Origin of the sequence: Curtobacterium sp. PhB128 (assembly GCF_004340725.1) — a bacterium.
Classification (GTDB): domain Bacteria; phylum Actinomycetota; class Actinomycetes; order Actinomycetales; family Microbacteriaceae; genus Curtobacterium.
Genome location: NZ_SLUR01000017.1, coordinates 1 through 16,360 on the forward strand (window position 1 = coordinate 1; position 16,360 = coordinate 16,360).

General features: G+C 65.0%; 21 protein-coding genes. 11 read left to right on the top strand and 10 right to left on the bottom strand.

The window, feature by feature from the left end:
- Nucleotides 1-258: 258 nt before the first annotated feature.
- The 6 genes from EDF23_RS18735 to EDF23_RS19420 form a co-directional block, all read right to left on the bottom strand.
- Complete coding sequence (locus EDF23_RS18735; RefSeq protein WP_131922769.1) at nucleotides 259-906, bottom strand: HAD family hydrolase; 648 nt, start codon at nucleotides 904-906, stop codon at nucleotides 259-261.
- Nucleotides 907-1,056: 150 nt separating this feature from the next.
- Nucleotides 1,057-1,458 (bottom strand): NUDIX domain-containing protein, encoded by a 402-nt coding sequence (locus EDF23_RS18740; protein WP_123338496.1) that lies wholly within the window; start codon nucleotides 1,456-1,458, stop codon nucleotides 1,057-1,059.
- A 102-nt stretch (nucleotides 1,459-1,560) separates the two neighbouring features.
- Nucleotides 1,561-1,944 carry a hypothetical protein gene (locus EDF23_RS18745; RefSeq protein WP_131922770.1) on the bottom strand — a complete coding sequence of 128 codons (384 nt, stop codon included), beginning with the start codon at nucleotides 1,942-1,944 and terminating at the stop codon, nucleotides 1,561-1,563.
- 29 nt (nucleotides 1,945-1,973) lie between these two features.
- Nucleotides 1,974-2,438, bottom strand: a complete 465-nt coding sequence (locus tag EDF23_RS19690) for a hypothetical protein (RefSeq protein WP_243648992.1) — start codon at nucleotides 2,436-2,438, stop codon at nucleotides 1,974-1,976.
- A gap of 156 nt (nucleotides 2,439-2,594) precedes the next feature.
- Nucleotides 2,595-4,322 carry a penicillin-binding protein 2 gene (locus tag EDF23_RS18755; RefSeq protein WP_165901214.1) on the bottom strand — a complete coding sequence of 576 codons (1,728 nt, stop codon included), beginning with the start codon at nucleotides 4,320-4,322 and terminating at the stop codon, nucleotides 2,595-2,597.
- 187 nt (nucleotides 4,323-4,509) lie between these two features.
- On the bottom strand, nucleotides 4,510-4,833 hold the full coding sequence (locus EDF23_RS19420; protein ID WP_165901215.1) for a hypothetical protein: 324 nt from the start codon (nucleotides 4,831-4,833) through the stop codon (nucleotides 4,510-4,512).
- Between the two features lie 172 nt (nucleotides 4,834-5,005).
- Between EDF23_RS19420 and EDF23_RS18760 the strand changes: the two genes are divergently transcribed.
- The 6 genes from EDF23_RS18760 (at nucleotide 5,006) to EDF23_RS18785 (ending at nucleotide 10,106) form a co-directional block, all read left to right on the top strand.
- The gene (locus EDF23_RS18760; protein ID WP_131922772.1) at nucleotides 5,006-5,632 is read left to right on the top strand and encodes a hypothetical protein; all 627 of its coding nucleotides are present in this window, start codon (nucleotides 5,006-5,008) and stop codon (nucleotides 5,630-5,632) included.
- Between the two features lie 46 nt (nucleotides 5,633-5,678).
- Nucleotides 5,679-6,704: a peptidoglycan-binding domain-containing protein gene (locus tag EDF23_RS18765; protein WP_165901216.1), complete on the top strand. Its 1,026-nt coding sequence runs from the start codon at nucleotides 5,679-5,681 to the stop codon at nucleotides 6,702-6,704.
- 11 nt (nucleotides 6,705-6,715) lie between these two features.
- The gene (locus EDF23_RS18770) at nucleotides 6,716-7,354 is read left to right on the top strand and encodes an ATP-binding cassette domain-containing protein (RefSeq protein WP_123338501.1); all 639 of its coding nucleotides are present in this window, start codon (nucleotides 6,716-6,718) and stop codon (nucleotides 7,352-7,354) included.
- Complete coding sequence (locus EDF23_RS18775; protein WP_123338502.1) at nucleotides 7,351-8,454, top strand: FtsX-like permease family protein; 1,104 nt, start codon at nucleotides 7,351-7,353, stop codon at nucleotides 8,452-8,454. Before EDF23_RS18770 ends, EDF23_RS18775 begins: the two co-directional genes overlap by 4 nt.
- Before the next feature lie 115 nt (nucleotides 8,455-8,569).
- On the top strand, nucleotides 8,570-8,980 hold the full coding sequence (locus EDF23_RS18780) for a DUF4383 domain-containing protein (protein ID WP_243648993.1): 411 nt from the start codon (nucleotides 8,570-8,572) through the stop codon (nucleotides 8,978-8,980).
- 172 nt (nucleotides 8,981-9,152) lie between these two features.
- A complete protein-coding gene (locus EDF23_RS18785; RefSeq protein WP_131922773.1) occupies nucleotides 9,153-10,106 on the top strand; it encodes an AraC family transcriptional regulator in 954 nt (317 codons plus the stop codon).
- An 85-nt stretch (nucleotides 10,107-10,191) separates the two neighbouring features.
- Here EDF23_RS18785 and EDF23_RS18790 read toward each other — a convergent pair whose 3' ends face one another.
- The 3 genes from EDF23_RS18790 to EDF23_RS18800 all read right to left on the bottom strand — a co-directional run bounded on the left by EDF23_RS18790 (nucleotide 10,192) and on the right by EDF23_RS18800 (nucleotide 11,764).
- Entirely contained in the window at nucleotides 10,192-10,458 is a 267-nt protein-coding gene (locus EDF23_RS18790; protein ID WP_123338504.1) for a hypothetical protein, read from the bottom strand.
- Nucleotides 10,455-10,733: a hypothetical protein gene (locus EDF23_RS18795; RefSeq protein ID WP_131922774.1), complete on the bottom strand. Its 279-nt coding sequence runs from the start codon at nucleotides 10,731-10,733 to the stop codon at nucleotides 10,455-10,457. The genes EDF23_RS18790 and EDF23_RS18795 overlap by 4 nt, the downstream gene beginning before the upstream one ends.
- 386 nt (nucleotides 10,734-11,119) lie before the next feature.
- Nucleotides 11,120-11,764 carry a MarR family transcriptional regulator gene (locus EDF23_RS18800; protein WP_123338506.1) on the bottom strand — a complete coding sequence of 215 codons (645 nt, stop codon included), beginning with the start codon at nucleotides 11,762-11,764 and terminating at the stop codon, nucleotides 11,120-11,122.
- 369 nt (nucleotides 11,765-12,133) lie between these two features.
- Between EDF23_RS18800 and EDF23_RS18805 the strand changes: the two genes are divergently transcribed.
- Together EDF23_RS18805 and EDF23_RS18810 are read left to right on the top strand one after the other, a co-directional pair.
- On the top strand, nucleotides 12,134-12,592 hold the full coding sequence (locus EDF23_RS18805; protein WP_123338507.1) for a MarR family transcriptional regulator: 459 nt from the start codon (nucleotides 12,134-12,136) through the stop codon (nucleotides 12,590-12,592).
- Nucleotides 12,593-12,617: 25 nt separating this feature from the next.
- Nucleotides 12,618-12,830 (top strand): hypothetical protein, encoded by a 213-nt coding sequence (locus EDF23_RS18810; protein ID WP_131922775.1) that lies wholly within the window; start codon nucleotides 12,618-12,620, stop codon nucleotides 12,828-12,830.
- Between the two features lie 448 nt (nucleotides 12,831-13,278).
- On the opposite strand, the gene EDF23_RS18815 is transcribed toward EDF23_RS18810, so the two are convergent.
- Nucleotides 13,279-14,370 (bottom strand): BLUF domain-containing protein, encoded by a 1,092-nt coding sequence (locus EDF23_RS18815; protein ID WP_123338509.1) that lies wholly within the window; start codon nucleotides 14,368-14,370, stop codon nucleotides 13,279-13,281.
- Nucleotides 14,371-14,662: 292 nt separating this feature from the next.
- Here EDF23_RS18815 and EDF23_RS19425 point away from each other — a divergent pair, with 292 nt between their 5' ends.
- The 3 genes from EDF23_RS19425 to EDF23_RS18825 all read left to right on the top strand — a co-directional run bounded on the left by EDF23_RS19425 (nucleotide 14,663) and on the right by EDF23_RS18825 (nucleotide 16,101).
- Nucleotides 14,663-14,839 (top strand): hypothetical protein, encoded by a 177-nt coding sequence (locus EDF23_RS19425; RefSeq protein WP_165901218.1) that lies wholly within the window; start codon nucleotides 14,663-14,665, stop codon nucleotides 14,837-14,839.
- Nucleotides 14,840-15,062: 223 nt separating this feature from the next.
- Complete coding sequence (locus EDF23_RS19430; RefSeq protein WP_165901219.1) at nucleotides 15,063-15,593, top strand: sigma-70 family RNA polymerase sigma factor; 531 nt, start codon at nucleotides 15,063-15,065, stop codon at nucleotides 15,591-15,593.
- Nucleotides 15,594-15,639: 46 nt separating this feature from the next.
- Nucleotides 15,640-16,101, top strand: a complete 462-nt coding sequence (locus EDF23_RS18825; RefSeq protein ID WP_123338511.1) for a DUF4383 domain-containing protein — start codon at nucleotides 15,640-15,642, stop codon at nucleotides 16,099-16,101.
- Nucleotides 16,102-16,360: the final 259 nt, after the last annotated feature.

The following is a 16,360-nucleotide window of genomic DNA, read 5'->3' on the forward strand; positions in this document are numbered from 1 at the left end:
CACATCTCCACCTATCGAAGGTGCTCGGGCAGATCGTCGACATCGTGCAGCAGCATAGACACCACCACCGGCGCCCTCGTCTCACTGAACGATCGGCATGTGAGACGCCGGCAGTCGTCGGGCGGATTCCGCAGGCGGGTCCCCAGAGCACTCGCCAGAGTGCGTGGATCCGTTCCCGGACCTATCGTGCAACTCGGGCGCCTTCGCCACGATCGAGTGTGCCGCAGATTCCGACAACCATGCCGTTCGTCGATGTACCTAGCGCCTCGATCCGCCCAGCACGAGTTCGAACGCTCTCCACATCTGCTCGGGCTGCGCGATGAGGGATTGCATCCCCACCGCGACGGCTCCGGTGTCGTCCACTGGTGTATCGCCAATCATGACGCAGTCCGGCGCTTCGACCCCCAACTCGCGTGCCGCCACCCGGAAGATCGCTGGGTCCGGCTTTACGCATCCAACCTCGTAGGACAGGACCACCGCGTCGAACAGCGACTCGAGCCCCCAGCGCTGCAGGATCGGGCGAACATCCAACGCCGTGTTCGACACAATGGCGAGCTTCTTTCCCTGATCGTGGATCGCTCGCACGAAGTCCTCAGCACCCCTGTTCATCTCCACCTGGTCCGGCATGACGTCGTACAGCGCCTCTGCAAGTGCTGGCGTTGCGACACCGTCGTGACTGATGGCAGCGATGAACGTGCTGCGGTGCTTCGCCGGGTGCAGGTCCCAGTTCTCGGCCGGGAAGAGCGACCGCGCCACCAACCACACCTGCGACAGTCTTGCCGTGAGCGCCTCGCGAGCGACCTCATCGCCGCTGCCGATTTGTCTCAGCGCGGCATCGATCCAGAGACCCTTCGAGGAACGGACCGCCAAGGTATTGAAAAAGTCCAGCAGGACGGCCCGAGCCATCAGAGGACTTCAGTAATGGCGCGCGCGCCCGGGGCGCGGCCGGTCGGACGGAGCGGGACATCAATGATCATCACGTGACGCTACTGCCGGGACGATCGGGGAACGCAAGTTCTCGTCCTTCGAGGCAAGTTTGCCTCAACGGCCGATCCCCTACCGGCGGGCCTCGACGACCAGCTGCACCGCCTGTCTTGCCGCTTCCGGCACCAACGGGATCTGAGCGAGGAAAGCCACTTCCACCCACCTCGGCTCGTACTGGTTCAGTTCTGATGCTCGTTCAATCTCTGGGCCACCGAGCACCAAGGGACCAGGACGCACTTGGGCTGCGAAGTAGGCCGCTGGAACGGCGCTATCCACTGGCACGTCGAGCAGATCGCCGATGATCGCCTCCAGGCCAGTCTCCTCGCGCAGTTCGCGCCGGCAAGCCTCGCGGAGGCTCTCACCTTCCTCCACCCCACCACCAGGAAGCACCCAGTAGTTCCGACCGTCCTTCAATCGATCGATGACGAGCAGGCTCTCGTCTCGGATGACGACGGCCGCTGATCTGGCGCGCATCCGGCCAGCACACCACGAAACGCCTGTTCGTGTCCCACAGCCCGGCGTCAACGTGTCCCGACTGACGATCGGATACCGGACGAGCGCTGCCCCGCAGCGATCTCACTCGTCGTCGTGAATGACTGCTCTCGGTCGTCGCAGAACAACCCCTGCACTTCCCGCGGCCAGGCAACCGCAGACGGCTGCCGCCGGCAACACAAGTTGCCAACCACCAACAGTCAGCAGCAGACCGCCGATGACGGCAGTGACAAACGCCAGCACTCCCACGACGACTGATGCACGTCGCACCGGATGCGCCACCAGCTCGTCCTCCGCGCGGTTCCTCACAGCTACTCCGGCCCGCGCGACGACCGCGGCAACCGCAACTCCCAATGGGATCGCGACCTGTGAGGCGACAGCCACCGATCCCCAACTCACGTAGCTGTAACGGATCTTGCCGAGGCTGAACATCCCGACCGCGAAGACTGCGCCAGCGAGAACGACCACCGCGGGAAGCGTCGCTCGGCGTAGCCAACTCAGCACCGCTCTGTCACGGGATCGCACCATGTCGACAGATTAGAACTGCACAACGCATCGCAGGCGCAACGTCCACTGACCTGCGCGCCGGAAGTCAAAGCCAATACCCTCCAGCGCGGGCTCCCGCGGGCGAGCGAATCGGCGCCGTCGTCGTCCGAGACGAGAGCCTGCTCGTCATCGATCGGCTGAAGAACGGTCGTCACTACTGTGTGCTCCCTGGCGGCGGGGTCGAGGAAGGCGAGAGCCTCCGCGAAGCGTGTCAGCGCGAGTTGCGTGAGGAGACGGGCTTTGATGCGAGCATCGGCGACCTGCTCGACGTACCAGTGGATAGCGCCGTTCCCACGGCTTACTTCGTGGCGCGAGTACGTCCTGGTCCGTTGCAACTCGGGGGTCCAGAGATCGACCGTGCCTCGGAACTGAACCAGTACGAGCCGAGGTGGGTGGAACTGGGCCTGCTCGCGCACATCCCGTTGGTGCCGGAGGCGGCGAGGGAAGCGGTCAAGCTTGTCCTCGAAGCGCGCCGGTGAAGGATCGGCTACCGCACTCGGGTGCATCAGTCCGGTGCCCGTGTCGATCGACTATCCGCTTACGACGATCAGTATGAGGAAGGGGAAGCGGGATCACCAGGTTGCGGGATACGTGGTTGCGGGTGTGGTGGATGGTGGGACGCGGTATTTCTGCAGCACCTCGGACATGATGGTGCGGAATGCGGGTGCGGCACTGTTGGAGAACCGGTGGCCTGGGCCGGGCTTCGTGAAGGTCACGGTGACGACGTACTTCGGGTCCTCGGCGGGGGCCATGCCTGCCACGGAGATGATCCGGTCGGACCCGTAGCCTTTGCCTGGCTCGGCGACTTCCGCGGTACCGGTCTTCGCGGCGATGTTGTAGCCGGAGATGGGTTTCATGCTGACCAGGGTGCCGCCGGTGACCACGCTTTGCAGCATGTTGACGACCTGGGTTGCTGCGGTGTCTGAGACGACGCGTTCTCCGGTCGTCTTGGGGGCTTGGGTGGTGGTGCCGTCAGCTGTGGTGCAGCCGGTGACGAGGTGCAAGGGGATGCGGACGCCGCCGTTGGCGAGGGTTTGGTAGATGCTCGCGATCTGCAGCGCGGTGGTGGAGATGCCTTGCCCAAACATGGAGTTGATGTTGGTCTGCTGGTCCCAGTCCGGGGTTGCTGCGTAGTCCATACCGGGTTGGCCGGGGAAGGTGACGGCGTCTTGCGGGGTGAAGAGACCGAACTTTCGCATGTAGTCGTATCGCTGCTGTTGGGTGAGTTGTTCGCCGAGCTCGGTGATGCCGACGTTGGAGGAGTCGCGGAGGATCCCGGTGAGTGTCAGCTGCTCGGTGGGGTGAAACTCCGCGTCAGTGATGCGTCCACCCCAGGGGAACGTCCGTGAGTACGGGACTGTCGCCTGAGTGGTCGGGGACGCTTTGCCTTGATCGATCAGTGCCGCGGCGATGGCGGCTTTAATGGTTGAGCCTGGTTCGTAAGTGTCGGTCAGCGCTCGGGATCCGTAGGCGCCCTCGTCTGTGGTCGCGTCGACGTCGTTTGAGTCCACGGAGGGTGTGTCGGCGACGGCGAGGACCTCGCCGTTTTTGGCATCGGTGACGATCGCTGTGGCGGATGCTGCGCCGAGGTTCTCGGCGGCTGCGCCGAGGGCTTGCCGGACGAGATATTGCAGGTCGGAGTCGATGGTGGTGTGGAGGGTTCCGCCGTCGGTTGCTTGCTTGGTGGTGACGGTGCTGCCGGGCAGTTGGACGCCGTCGGCCCCGCGCTCGTAGGTTTGCTCGCCGTTGGTGCCGGTGAGGCACTTGTTGTAGGCGTACTCGAGGCCGGCTTGCGCGCCGTCGGTGCCCATGAATCCGGTGAGGTTGCCGGTGGCGGCGCCGGTGGGGTAGACGCGGGCCGATTGCGGTTCGGGGTAGACCCAAGGGATACCGAGGGTACGGACAGCTTCGTAGTGGGACGCGTCGAGCCCCTTGACGAGGTAGGCGTAGTCCGACTTTGGGTCTGCGGCGATGTTGCGGCGCATTGTGGCGAGATCCCCGCCAGACGCTTTCGCGAGGGCGGTCAAGGCTGTTGTCACGGAGATCTTCTTGATCCGGGTGCCACCGAGCTTGCCCTTGTAGGCGGCGACGAGCCGAGGGGAGGTGGTGATGTTATACCGGGTGACGCTGTCGGCTAGTTCCACGCCCTCGCGGTCGACGATCGCTCCGCGGGTTCCGTAGATGGTGACGGGGACGCTGCGCTTGAGCTGCGAGTCCTTGTCGAGCGCGGCGGCTTGGACGACTTGGATGTCGACCAATCGGACGACGAACACGGCGACCAAGGCGATTACGAGCAGCATGATGATCGTGTACCGGGCCCGCGGGAGCCGTTTCGTCTGCATGAAGCTCCTTGTCACCGTGTCCGCAGATCCGATGGCCGGTGCGGTGTGACTATCGTGCGGGTCCCGGCGTGCAGGCGGCGGTTTCGATGTCCGCGTGTTGTGCGGCGAGGGTGGGCTTCGATGCCGCCACCCTCGCCGCATGCGCCTAGTTGTAGCAGCTGGTTGAGAACGAGCTGACGGCGACCTTCCCGTTCGTGGCGTAGCTCGTCCGTGTCGTGGACTTGTAGGTCGAGTAGCCGACCTTCGTCCCGGCACCCGGGTCGAAAACTCGCCCGTCGCTAGCCGAGCCGTTGATCCAGATGTGCTGGACCGCACCAGAACCCGAAGCGACCGAGGTGGTCTTGACTCGGTAGTTGTTCGCACAGCTGTACGCGGACGCGGCGTCCGCTGCCGTCGGTACGACGATGGCGCCGACGACAACTGCTGCCGCGGCGGCGACAGTCCCCAGGCGTGTAGCAATTCGTTGCATGATGCCCCCTGATGGGTAAAAGCCCGAGACATTCTCAGGCGACGCAACGCTATCGAGCTTGGGGCTGTTCGTAAGTAACCATCATGTTACGAACTGCCGATCTGCAGCGGGCAGCCCTGAGCAAAGTTCTGGGGGCGGATACGCTCGGCTCTCGGCAGAGAGGGGCGACTGTATGTCGAAGCGAGTCATGGGCTGGGCAGCAGTTTTGTGTGCGACCGCGGGTTTGCTTGCCGGTTGCGCAGACGCACAGCCGGCCGTTCCGTCTCCGGCACCGCTGTCGGAAGCGGCCGGGAAGAAGCTTCTCGATGCGTCGGCGGACAACAGTTGGAAGGTGCTGCTGAAGCAGTACCCGAACGCCCAGAAGCCAGCTGTCGCACTGGTCCGCACGGTGTCTCGTCAGGAGTGGGCTACGGCGCAGGCGGAGTGCATGGCCGAGAAGGGTTTCCCGCAGGTGTCGGCGAAGCCGGACGGGTCGATTGCGCTGGGGAGTTTGCCGAACACGCAGGCACAGGCGCGCGCAGTGGCCTTGTACGAGTGCCAGGTGGAGTATCCACTGGAACCGAAGTACCTGGCCGATTTCAACGACTCGCAGCTCAAGTATCTGTACGCGTACTACACGGGTGATCTGGCGAAGTGCCTTGAAGAGCACGGTGTCCAGGTGCCGGAGGCGCCAAGTGAGCAGACGTTCCTCGATAAGCGGGGAGCCTGGTCACCGTACGAAAAGGTCGATGTTAGCGAGAGCAGGTACTACGAGCTCGTGAAGGCGTGCCCCGAGATACCAACCGCTGTCTATGGGTAGGCGTAAACCTCGGTGGTTGCGCCGGTTCCGTGTCTCTCGGGCGGTCGTGGGCATCGCGATCGTCTCGATGGTTGTCGGGGCAGGGCTTTTTTGGTCTGGGTCAGTGCTGTTCACACGGCCGGCGGATCCGAGCAAGCAGCAGTCAGCAGAGACCTATACCGCCCGGAAGGGGACACTCGAAGCCTCGGTCAGCCTCGACGTTCAAGCTTCCTGGCCTGAGGCAGATGCGCTCCTCAACCGCCGGAACGGCACTGTCACGTCGGTGGTCGATTCCGCGGCAGACGCGTATCGGGCCGGCGATGAGCTCTACGCCGTCGATCTGCAGCCGGTGTTTCTCGCTGAGGGGACTACTCCGTCGTTCCGAACACTCCACGCCGGGGTGAGCGGACCCGACGTTAGTCAGCTGCAGGCGATGCTGGCGGCGGTATCGATCGCGAACGTTCCACAGTCGGGACGCTTCGACGCAGCTACCGAAGCCGGCGTCCGGCAGTGGCAGACGGCGACTATGCAAAAGGCGACCGGGGCGGTCGACGACGGCGTAATCATCTTCGTTCCGAGGCTCCCCGCACGCGTCACTCTCGATGAGCAGGCGATCGCTGTCGGTGCGAGCCTTGTCGGTGGTGCAACGGTCGGTCACGTTCTCGCGGCAGCGCCGTCCTTCGCAATGACCGTCGCAGCCGACCAGGCAGCGTTGTTCGACACCGGTGCCACAGTGCACATCTCCGGCCCGGCGGGGGAGACCTGGGACGCTCGCACGGAGGCGGTAGAACCAGATTCCGCATCGGATGGTGTCCGGGTGCCCCTGCGGAGCTCGGGTGCAGGATCTGTCTGCGGGGCCAACTGTGATCAGGTCGCCCTGAGGGGAGAGTCGACGTACTCGGCGAAGGTTCTCACCGCTGATCCCGTGTCCGGTGTGCTTGTCGCTGCGGCGTGTGTTCGCACCGATAGCAGCGGCGCGTACGTCCTGGGTGTGGGAGGGATGAAAATCCGCGTGAAGGTGATGGGGTCAGCTCAGGGTATGGCCGCGGTTTCCAACCTCAAGTCAGGGACGAAAGTGCTGCTCCCGAAATGAGCTGCTGATACATGGCACTGTTGGAAGCTGACCAGCTGACGTTCGGCTACGGCACGGAAACCCTGTTCCAGGGGCGGTCGTTCTCGTTCGACGCCGGCGAGCTCGTCGCGATCACCGGGCCGAGCGGTCGAGGGAAGTCCACTCTGCTGTACCTCCTTGGCCTGATGCTGCAGGCTACTGGTGGCACCATGCGGGTCGACGGCGTTGATTGCTCGCAGAAGTCGGATGCTGAACGTTCTCGGCTGCGCGCCACGCAGTTCGGATTCGTGTTTCAAGACGCCGTCCTTGATCCCTCGAGGACAGTGCTCGATAACGTTCTCGAGGTGAGCCTGTACAACGGTGCTTCTCGTCGTGATGCAGGCATGCGGGCGGTCCGCCTCTTGCATCGGTTCGGAGTAGCGCACCGCACTTCGCACCGCCCAGGGCAGGTATCCGGAGGGCAGGCACAGCGCATCGCGTTGTGTCGAGCCCTGTTACATGAGCCTCGAATTGTCCTTGCTGACGAACCAACCGGCAACCTCGACGAGGACTCCACGAAAGTAGTCTTCGGCGCGTTGCGTGACTATGCACATGACTCGTCCGCGCTGGTCATCATCGTGACGCATGACCCAGCGCTCGCTGCTCGTTGCGACCGGGTGGTGCAACTGTGACCTCTGTCCTGATGGTGCTCCGGGAGGCGCTTGTCTCGGCAAGAAGCCAGCCGGTCGCCGCTGCGCTCACGGCACTGATGGTTGCTGCGATGTGTGCGTCGCTCCTGCTCACGGCAGGCCGTACGGAGGGCTCGCAGCGCGCCATCCTCCAACAGATCGACTCCGAAGGAACACGATCCATCACAGTCCGCGCTGACGCAGCCGCCCACCTCAACCCCGTGATTGTCCAGCGACTCAGCGCGGCAAGCGGCGTTCAGTGGGCCGGAGCATTCACCGCGGCGCAGGATGTCGTCAACCCATCTGGAGGATCCGCGGGGCGGGTCGCCCTTCGAACGCTCTACAGCGCCGGCCACCTCGCAGGCGCGCCAAATTCGACCCCTGTTCCCAGAGGCGTGTCGGTGTCCCCGGCGGTCTTGCGCGCCCTCGCAATGGATCAGCCAGTCGGCGAACTAATCAGCGTCGGCGACGGGACGCCCTACCAGGTTGCTTCCCTTTACCGTCCTTCTCATATTCTCGATCCAATCGCGCCATCCGCAGTACGGGTCGGTGACATCAGCAACCCCCCGGCCGAAGACGTCGTGACCCTCGTGATCGTTGTTGCCCGATCGCCAAACGATGTTGATTCGGTTCTCACCTTGACGCGAAGCGTCCTCGCAGCACAGCAAACATCGGGGGTTGAGATCACCTCGAGCGCGCAACTGGCGAAGATTCGATCGACACTCGACGGAAGCCTCGGCGCACTTGGGCACGGCCTCATCATGGCTATAGCGATCGTGACCTCCGTCATCGTCGCTGTAGTCAACTGCGCCCTGGTTATGTTTCGGCGTCGAGATTTCGGACGACGCCGGGCCCTCGGAGCCACACGGCTCTTCGTCGTCTCGTTGATCGTGACGCAAATCGCGATCCTCAGTGCCGGCGGCGCCGTGCTTGGGAGCGGAGGCGCTTATCTCGCACTCGCAGTGCTTGGCGCGCCGCCCCCCAGCGGGTCGTTCGGCCTTGCAACAGTTGTCCTGTCATGGCTAGCGGGCACCATCGCAGCAGTCATACCTGCTGTTGCTGCATCACGACGAGATCCCTTGATCGAGCTTCGCCAGCCTTAGTCGGACCTGCCGGTTTCGGGGCCGCCCTGTCGCCGGTTCTACCCCCGCTATTACGATCCGAGAATGACTATTATCGGAACGGACCCCGTCGCCACGCATGGCCTAGGTCGGTGTAGTGGACGGTTCGTTGCCGGGTGCGTCAGTGTGTCTGCGGGGATTTGGCGGGGACCGGCTTGCGCGGAACCTCGAAGATCTCCGCCGGCTCGTCGGGATCGCCGGATTCATCCCTGGCCTCACCATGGACATGGGATTGATGTCGATGGCCGGTCACGGGTCGATGGCGCTGCTGCTCGGACTTTTCCAGGTGTCGGTCCTGCACAACATCGTGCACCTGCTCTTCGGCATCGTCGGACTGCTCGCCGCACGCACTGCCACTGGCGCACGCCTATACCTGCTCGTCGGCAGCATTGTCTACCTCGTGCTGCGCATCTACGCCCTCTTCACCGCCGACATGGCCGGAGCGGCCACTTCGTCCCGCTCAACAGTGCCGACAACGTCCTCCGCGCCTTCCTCGCCGTTGCGATGATCGTCCTTGGCATCGTCCTGCCTCGAGCTCGCGTTCGCAACGCTCGCTGACGCAACGCAAACAAAGAGGGGGACGTCGATCAGTGATCGGCGTCCCCCTTCGGCATCCGCCACGGGCTTTCCTGTCCGCTGTGCAACTCAAGGACTGAGGATTGTCGTGGAGAATCGTTTTTGTGGATGAGGCGATGGTGGAGCGGACCCGGGTAGTTGTGCGGACTCGAGACGTTGCGGCGGCGTGGAAGGCTGTTGCGCGAACGCATCGCACGTTCGGGCTTGAGGTCGCTGCGGACGGTGCGCCGTTCACGTTCGAGGAGACGGTCACCGGGACGGGTCTGCTGTCGCTGGAATCGATGCTGTGTACCGGGACCGTGCGCGGCGAGGTGGGAACTGACGACGCTGTCGTTGTGACGTGGCTGAAAGTGGGCCGCGGTGCGGTCGATGGGGATCGGCTGCTGATTGGCCGTCCGGTGCTGTACCGGGAGGGCCGGCAGTCGTTCCGGTGGGATGGGTTCCAGAAAGATGTCATGCGGATCGACCGAGACGCGGTCGAACGGGTTGCTGCGGAGCGTGGTGGGTGGAATCAGGCGCCTCTGGAGTTCAAGCCGCACCACGTACCCGAGGGGGCGCCGCTTGCGGCATGGTGGCTGGTCGTGCGCGCGATCGCTCCGGAGATCCTCGGCCGGGTCGGTCCGGTTTCGGCGGAACGAGAACGGGAGCTGACCCAGTTCGCCGCCGCCGGGTTACTGACGGCGGTCCCACATTGGCCGGTCGGACATGGTCGGGAAGAGCCGGCGCGGACACGGTTGGCGAAGGCAGAAGCGTTCCTCCTTGACCATGTCACGGAGCGGGTCACCGTCGACGACGTCGCTGCGGCCGCGGGGCTCAGCGTCCGCGGGCTGCAGGGTGCGTTCCAGCGTGTGCACGGTGTGTCTCCGCTGTTCTACCTCAAGGGCATTCGGCTGCTCCTGGCGCGGGAACAACTTGAATCGGGGGGAGCGGAGTCCGTGGCCGCGGTTGCCCGATCGGTCGGGTTGCTGCATCTCGGCCGGTTCGCGAGCGCTTACCAGGCCGAGTTCGGCGAGCTCCCGCGCGACGTGCTCCGCGCCGCCGCCGAACGGGTTGCGTAAGTGGCGCAGTCGTGCAGCTCTGCGTTCAGCGCGACGCGGCGGTAGAACACCGTCCGCTGGGCGTCGGTGAGCCCATCCGGAATACTCAGCACGGCGGCTCTGCGTGGCTGTTCTCGGTGTGGGTGTCGAGTGCGGCTTGCGCTGCGGTGAGGGCGTGGTAGTCGCCGAGGTACTCGCCGAAGCCGTTGCGGACGAAGAAGTGCCGTCCGTGCTGGTCGATGGTGCCGGCGAACGCGCCGTCGTTGTCGGCGACCCAGAAGCCCTCATCTGCGGCAGCCCATCGCAGCACGGTCGGGAGATCGGCGACGCTCAAGGCGGGGGAGGTATTGGGGTGGTGCAGCAGGATGCTCATGCGCGGGGGTTTCTGAGGAAGTCACCGTAGGTCGGCTCGGCCGGGGGAATCAGCTCGTCGCTTGTTGCTGGGGTGGTTGTGACGATGGTGGGGAGGTCGTTGATGCGCGCGACGACGATCGCGTGGATCTCAGCCGGGGTGAGGAGTCCGCGGCGATGCCACTGCTGCGGGTCTGCCCGCGGACCGACTTCGTCTGGGGGCGTCACCGTGGGTTCTTGGAGGAGCGGGCCCATGTCGATCGGCTCGGTGGGTGGCAGTGTCGCGTCGGCGCTCACCAGGCGCCCGTGAGCATGATGGCCACCGTCGCGATGGTCACTGAGACAAGCCCGGCTGTGACCGCGACGCCTTCGACGCGGCGGTTCCGGCGTGTGTGCCGCACCTCGGTCATCGGTGGTCGTTGTGTGCCGGGGTGTGCGGTGAAGAGAAGGTCCGCGCGGGGCGCGGGAACAGGTGCAGCAGCAGATGAAACGAGGGTGGGCGTCATGCCGAGCGGCCTTTCCCGTGGCGAGACTGGCCACGGCGACTGGTCAGGTACGACCCCGATCGTGCTGCCGGGCAAGCCGCCGGCGTTGTCGCGACGGGGCGCGAAGGTCCTGACTTCAACCAGGATACGAACCCGCACGCCTGGCGTCTAACTTCCTTAACTAGAAGCGTTATCTGGTCACTCAGTCGGGGTGCTGCTGTCGGTCGCGGTGCGGTCCACGACCTCCTGCACAGCGGTCGCGAGTGCGGCGATGCGTTCCGCTTCTTCGGCGGGGACCGCGTCGAGGAGTTCCTGCACAGCTGCGGGGAGGTCTTCGTATGCTCCGGTGAGGCTGTGCTGTCCGGCTGTGGTGAGGCGCACGATGCGGGAGCGACGATCGTCGGGGTCGGGTTCACGGACCGCGAAGCCTCGTGCAACGAGCCGGTCGATGGTCATGGTTGCCGCGGCGCTGCTCACGCCGAGCGTTTCGGCGAGGTCCGCTGCGCGTGCGGGGGCGTCGGCGGCTTCCCGGGCGGCGAGGAACTGCACCGTCTGGAAGTCGTTCGCTTTCAGCCCCATTCGTCCGCGTGCCCGGTTCTGCAGCATTGTCTCGGCGACCCGGAGCCGGTTCACCGATGCCAGCAACAGCACCCCACCCGGAACCCGTTCGCCGTCCTCAGCCATCACAACCTCCAGCAGCAAACTCACCGATCGCGCCTGCGCGCACTCTGTCTGCCGTTCAGTCTGGCAGCCAAGGCGTAGACAGGCATTCGGGTTGAGTCGTACCCCGCCGCGGCGGCCCACTTCGGACCGGCCGTCGATGGCTATCCATGCCGGGAGCATTTATGGGCGGCCTCGCCAGGCGCCTGATCATGTCTCAGCAATATCCCCTGGGCGCAAAATATCGACATCCGAAAATGACCCTGCCTAGAAGGGGCGTAGGCAGAAGCGGAGAGAGGGCACCTGCCCGGGTTCGGGTCAGGGGGCAGATGCCCTCGCGCTACGACACTCGTCGGAGTCCTCGTTGACGCGCATGACGACGCCGGCTCAGGAACAACGTTCCAGCCGGTCCGCGGCTAGGGTTCCGCGGCGCAGCCTCGTCGACGTTACTGGTAGCGGCGCAGCCGCTGTCAGGGAGCAGTGAGAGGGGATCGGATGCGTGTGTCTCGGCGGCCGGGAGTGTGTCCGGGCGACGTTTGTACGGTGGCCCCCATGCCGGAGACACTGAATTCTGCCGCAGCTGCGCTGGTTGATGCGGTCGGACGGTATCGGTACGCCGCTGCACAGATCGACCGCGCTCGACCGGCCGCATCACGGACGAGCATTACCGAGCGGGAAGCGCTCCGATACCTTCGGGCCGCCGCAACTGCGGCAGGGGAGGAACCGTGCACGCCGAAACGGCTCGGGGAGCACCTGGGCATCAGCACATCATCGACGACGAGTCTGCTCGACCGGCTTGAGGCGTCTGGGTTCCTGACCCGAGTGCCAAACCCCACCGACCGACGTTCCAGCTACGTGCAGCTCACTCCGGGTACACCGGACCGAAACGACACCGACCCGCTCGCACCGCACATCGAAGCACTCTGCGCCGGCGTCCCTCAAGCAGACGCGGCGACCATTGCTCGGTTCTTGACCGACCTTGCCGCACTTGCCCCGGACACCACGCCCTGACGATCATAATCACGAAGGAGTAACCATGTCCACCATCACCCCGCCCGGTATGGCTGATGATGACGGCGCCGTCGAAGGTCCCGACGTGGAAGCGCCCCCCATCGACACTGATGGCACCGTGAAGCCCGCCGGCCTGGGTGACGACAACACGGTTCCGAACCACCCGGACGGTCTCGCCGCGGGTTTCACCGACACCGATTCCCACTTCAACCCCGAAGAAGACGCCCCCACGCGGTAGCGCTTTCCTGCCGAATCGGCCGCCGACGGGCTGCAGCACCTCCCGCGACAGCTCGCACGGCAGGTCCGCGTTCGTGCCGACTGGCCGTCACCCCACAACCGTCGAATAGCGAACGTTGCGTCGGGCAGTTTGGGTCCGAGCGGCGCACCAGGGTGCCCAAGAACTTCAGAGACTGCGCGGCACCCCGCGCCACTTCTGGCGCAGCGCAGCGCGGCACTGCAGCCGCAGAACCCGCATTCCGTTTCCGGCTCACGTTCGCCGAGGCCGAAGGCTCGGTTGCAGGCGCTATCCCAATGGTGTGCGGGATGACCCAAACATTCCACACACTTTCGCGGACCCCGCGGCCGTGGGTACAGACTGTGAGGCAGCAGCGGGGTGGTTCCCGTTGCGAGCGGGGCGGCTGCCACCTATCCGGCAGCAGCCCCGCGCTTCAAGCGCCTGTCTGTGTCTACTCTGGGCCGAAAAGGTCGGGGCGATTGGCGTGTTCGCGGGTGCGGTCGAGGGGGATCTCGAAGAGATCGGTGCGGCGGTAGTCCTCGGACCAGCCTCGGCGCATGCGTGATGCTGCGCGGTCGAAGGCTTCGATGATGTCGAACCCCGGCACGAGGAGCGCTTGCACGCGGAGGCCGTCATAGAGGGCGAGGAGCTGTTCCGTGGCACGGGCAGGCTCCATCGTGTCCGGTTCCCGGCCCGTACGAATGTCGTGCTCGAGCGCTCCACGGATGGTTTGCCGGAACCGGAGGTACAGGGTGCGGTAGTAGTCCGCACCCTCGTTTGCTGGGTCGGAGCTTGCTGCGAGGGTTGATGCGAGCAGCCGCATCAGTGCGGGTTCTTCCGAGTACGCGACGATGAGCGCGTGCAGGTATGCGACCGCGCCGTACTGCTCGGCGATGGGCAGCAAGGGCCGGGACAGGGTGCTGGACCACCGGTCGACGGTGGCGGTGAGCAGGCTCTGCCGGGTCGGGAAGTGCTGTCGGAGCGCGTCGACGCTGATCCCTGCGGTGTCGGCGATCTGGTCCATGTCGGCCCGTTCTACGCCGACATCGTGCAGCACCATGATCGCGGCGCTGATGATCTGCAGACGCGGCTCGATCGCATCGCCGACGCCCTGGTCGGTCAATGGTGCGAGGGGGTGCTTCCGGAACCACCCCAGCAGCGCCTTCGCTCGCGAACCACCGCTGCCGCCGGGGACGGCGGCCGGGTGGTCGGAGAATAGGTCGAGGAAACCCGGGATGTCTCGGATGAGGGGGTCGGCGGGTTGGAACGCCATCGACCACTCGGGGAACGCCCGTTCACTGATCTGGTCGACGGCCACTTCGCGGACGTTGATGTGGCGTGGGTCCTGCCGGATCCCGGCGAACCGCTCCCGGACGACGTCGTCGTCGCCTTCGATGATCCCGAGGCAGTTGCTGCCCTGATGGGCCAGGATCCCGGTGATTCCCAGCTGCAGGTTCTTCTCGCGGGCGATCACGAGGATCTCCGCGAGCTCCTCGTCCGTGACCGGGCGGGCCATTGTGCTCACGTACACCAGTGACAACATCCGGGACCCCTGTTTCCCTCGAGCGCGTCTTCCTGCACCTCAGACTGACCCACCGACCATCAGAACAGCAACCCAAGCCGTCCTCCTGCGCCAGCCGGATCATGAACTGTGTCGCCAGACAAGCGGACGGTGGTCGGTGGAAATGCTGACATCGTGGCAGCGCCGATCGGGGGTATGTTCTCCGCAGCCCGGTTAGAGCAAGCTCCTGGGTCAACAGGGCGCCTGTTGCTGCACGCAACGGCGTCCAGACGGGATGGTGTCGCAGGGGCACCATCCCGGACCCCTGCGGGCTATGCGCCGCTATGGACTGTTCGAACTCCCCGGCGCAACCCTCGACACGCTCACGCAGCTCGCCGTCGACCTGCGGACTGCTCCGGACTCGCAACTGGTCCTCACCACGTTCCTGGAAGCGGCCGGTGATGAGCTCGATGACGACACCACCCTCACCGCAATCCGCCGCCACCCCTGACACAGCGTTCTGGCTATGCGGCGGGCAACGCCATCGCTTCGGTGAGAGACCGATCGGTGCAGGACAGCGCACGAACGGCACGTGCATGAAGAGGTGCCGGGCTGCAGTTCGACCGCGGAGCACCTGGACAACGTGCGACGCGGTCCCCGGACTGGGGGAAACCGGTCGTGACCCGAACGCCTACGGTGAACCCATCACCAGTAGAAAGATCGGTACGCCCCACATGCCCGGCACCCAACCAAGAGCTGTCGACCCGTTCACGGCCGCATACCGGCAGTACGCGTCCGGGTTGCGCGGTTTCGTGGGAACGATCATCATCGACCGTCACCTCGCCGAAGACGTCGTCCATGAAGCGTTTTTCGAGTGGTGGCAGCACCCGGCCCGGTACGACCCGACCCGCGCCACGCTCGAGTCATGGCTGCGCACAATCGCCCATCGACGAGCCATCGATCGGATCCGCAGCCGTGAAGCATCGCGCAGCCGGGACTTGCGCCTCGGGATCCGCGATCACCACAGCACCGACCACAGCCTCGACCAGTTCGACGCTCACTTCTCACGAGCTCAGCTCCGGGAGGCCTTGTCTGAACTGACCGACAAGCAACGCGACGCGGTTCTTCTGCGATACCTCGGCGAACGCAGCACCGCGGAAGTCGCCAGCGACCTCAACACCACGCTCGGCACGGCAAAAACCCGAGTCCGAGACGGGCTCATCACGCTCCGTCAACGCCTGCAGACCGACCTAGCAGCAGCCTGACCACTCACGCGCTCCGGCACCACCCCTCCACCGAAAGGCACCTCCCATGGCCAGTAACGCAGCAGCTCCGCGCACCGGCTTCGCCGCCACCCTCACCCAGAAGGGCGCCCTCCTCTTCGGGGTCGTCTTCCTGATCGTCGGCATCGCCGGCTTCATCCCCGGACTCACGATGGACATGGGCTCGATGTCGATGGCCGGCCACGGCTCCATGGCCCTGCTCCTGGGCCTGTTCCAGGTGTCGGTCCTGCACAACATCGTGCACCTGCTGTTCGGCATCGTCGGACTCATCGCAGCCCGTTCGGCATCTGGTGCTCGCCTCTACCTGGTCGTCGGCGGCATCGTCTACGCGGTCCTGTTCGTCTACGGTCTGTTCACGGCCGGCATGGCGGACCCCGCGAACTTCGTCCCCCTGAACAGCGCGGACAACGTCCTGCACGCGTTCCTCGCCGTTGCGATGATCGTCCTCGGCATCGTCCTGCCCCGATCCAGCGCACGCGGACGAGCCTGACCTACAAGCGATGATGCGAAGGGCACCGATCACACGATCAGTGCCCTTCGTTCGTTCCACCAGAGCGACCGACATGATCAGCCATGTTGACCAATGACCGACCGCACCTTCCATCGGACGTATCTGACCCCGATCGGCGGAACGACTCTGGAAGTCGGCGCATGAGCAACGCCCCGTCGCGAGCGACGGGGCGTTGGCCGTTCCGGTCTGCCATGCACAGCCGGAGTACGTGGGGTGTTACTTGATCTGTGCGGTGATG

Coding starts and splice junctions, on each gene's coding strand:
- EDF23_RS18735 (WP_131922769.1), bottom strand. CDS start 906: ATGGCTCGGGCCGTCCTGCTGGACTTTTTCAATACCTTGGCGGTCCGT.
- EDF23_RS18740 (WP_123338496.1), bottom strand. CDS start 1,458: ATGCGCGCCAGATCAGCGGCCGTCGTCATCCGAGACGAGAGCCTGCTC.
- EDF23_RS18755 (WP_165901214.1), bottom strand. CDS start 4,322: ATGCTGCTCGTAATCGCCTTGGTCGCCGTGTTCGTCGTCCGATTGGTC.
- EDF23_RS19420 (WP_165901215.1), bottom strand. CDS start 4,833: ATGCAACGAATTGCTACACGCCTGGGGACTGTCGCCGCCGCGGCAGCA.
- EDF23_RS18760 (WP_131922772.1), top strand. CDS start 5,006: ATGTCGAAGCGAGTCATGGGCTGGGCAGCAGTTTTGTGTGCGACCGCG.
- EDF23_RS18770 (WP_123338501.1), top strand. CDS start 6,716: ATGGCACTGTTGGAAGCTGACCAGCTGACGTTCGGCTACGGCACGGAA.
- EDF23_RS18790 (WP_123338504.1), bottom strand. CDS start 10,458: ATGAGCATCCTGCTGCACCACCCCAATACCTCCCCCGCCTTGAGCGTC.
- EDF23_RS18800 (WP_123338506.1), bottom strand. CDS start 11,764: ATGCTCCCGGCATGGATAGCCATCGACGGCCGGTCCGAAGTGGGCCGC.
- EDF23_RS18805 (WP_123338507.1), top strand. CDS start 12,134: ATGCCGGAGACACTGAATTCTGCCGCAGCTGCGCTGGTTGATGCGGTC.
- EDF23_RS18810 (WP_131922775.1), top strand. CDS start 12,618: ATGTCCACCATCACCCCGCCCGGTATGGCTGATGATGACGGCGCCGTC.
- EDF23_RS18815 (WP_123338509.1), bottom strand. CDS start 14,370: ATGTTGTCACTGGTGTACGTGAGCACAATGGCCCGCCCGGTCACGGAC.
- EDF23_RS19425 (WP_165901218.1), top strand. CDS start 14,663: ATGCGCCGCTATGGACTGTTCGAACTCCCCGGCGCAACCCTCGACACG.
- EDF23_RS19430 (WP_165901219.1), top strand. CDS start 15,063: ATGCCCGGCACCCAACCAAGAGCTGTCGACCCGTTCACGGCCGCATAC.
- EDF23_RS18825 (WP_123338511.1), top strand. CDS start 15,640: ATGGCCAGTAACGCAGCAGCTCCGCGCACCGGCTTCGCCGCCACCCTC.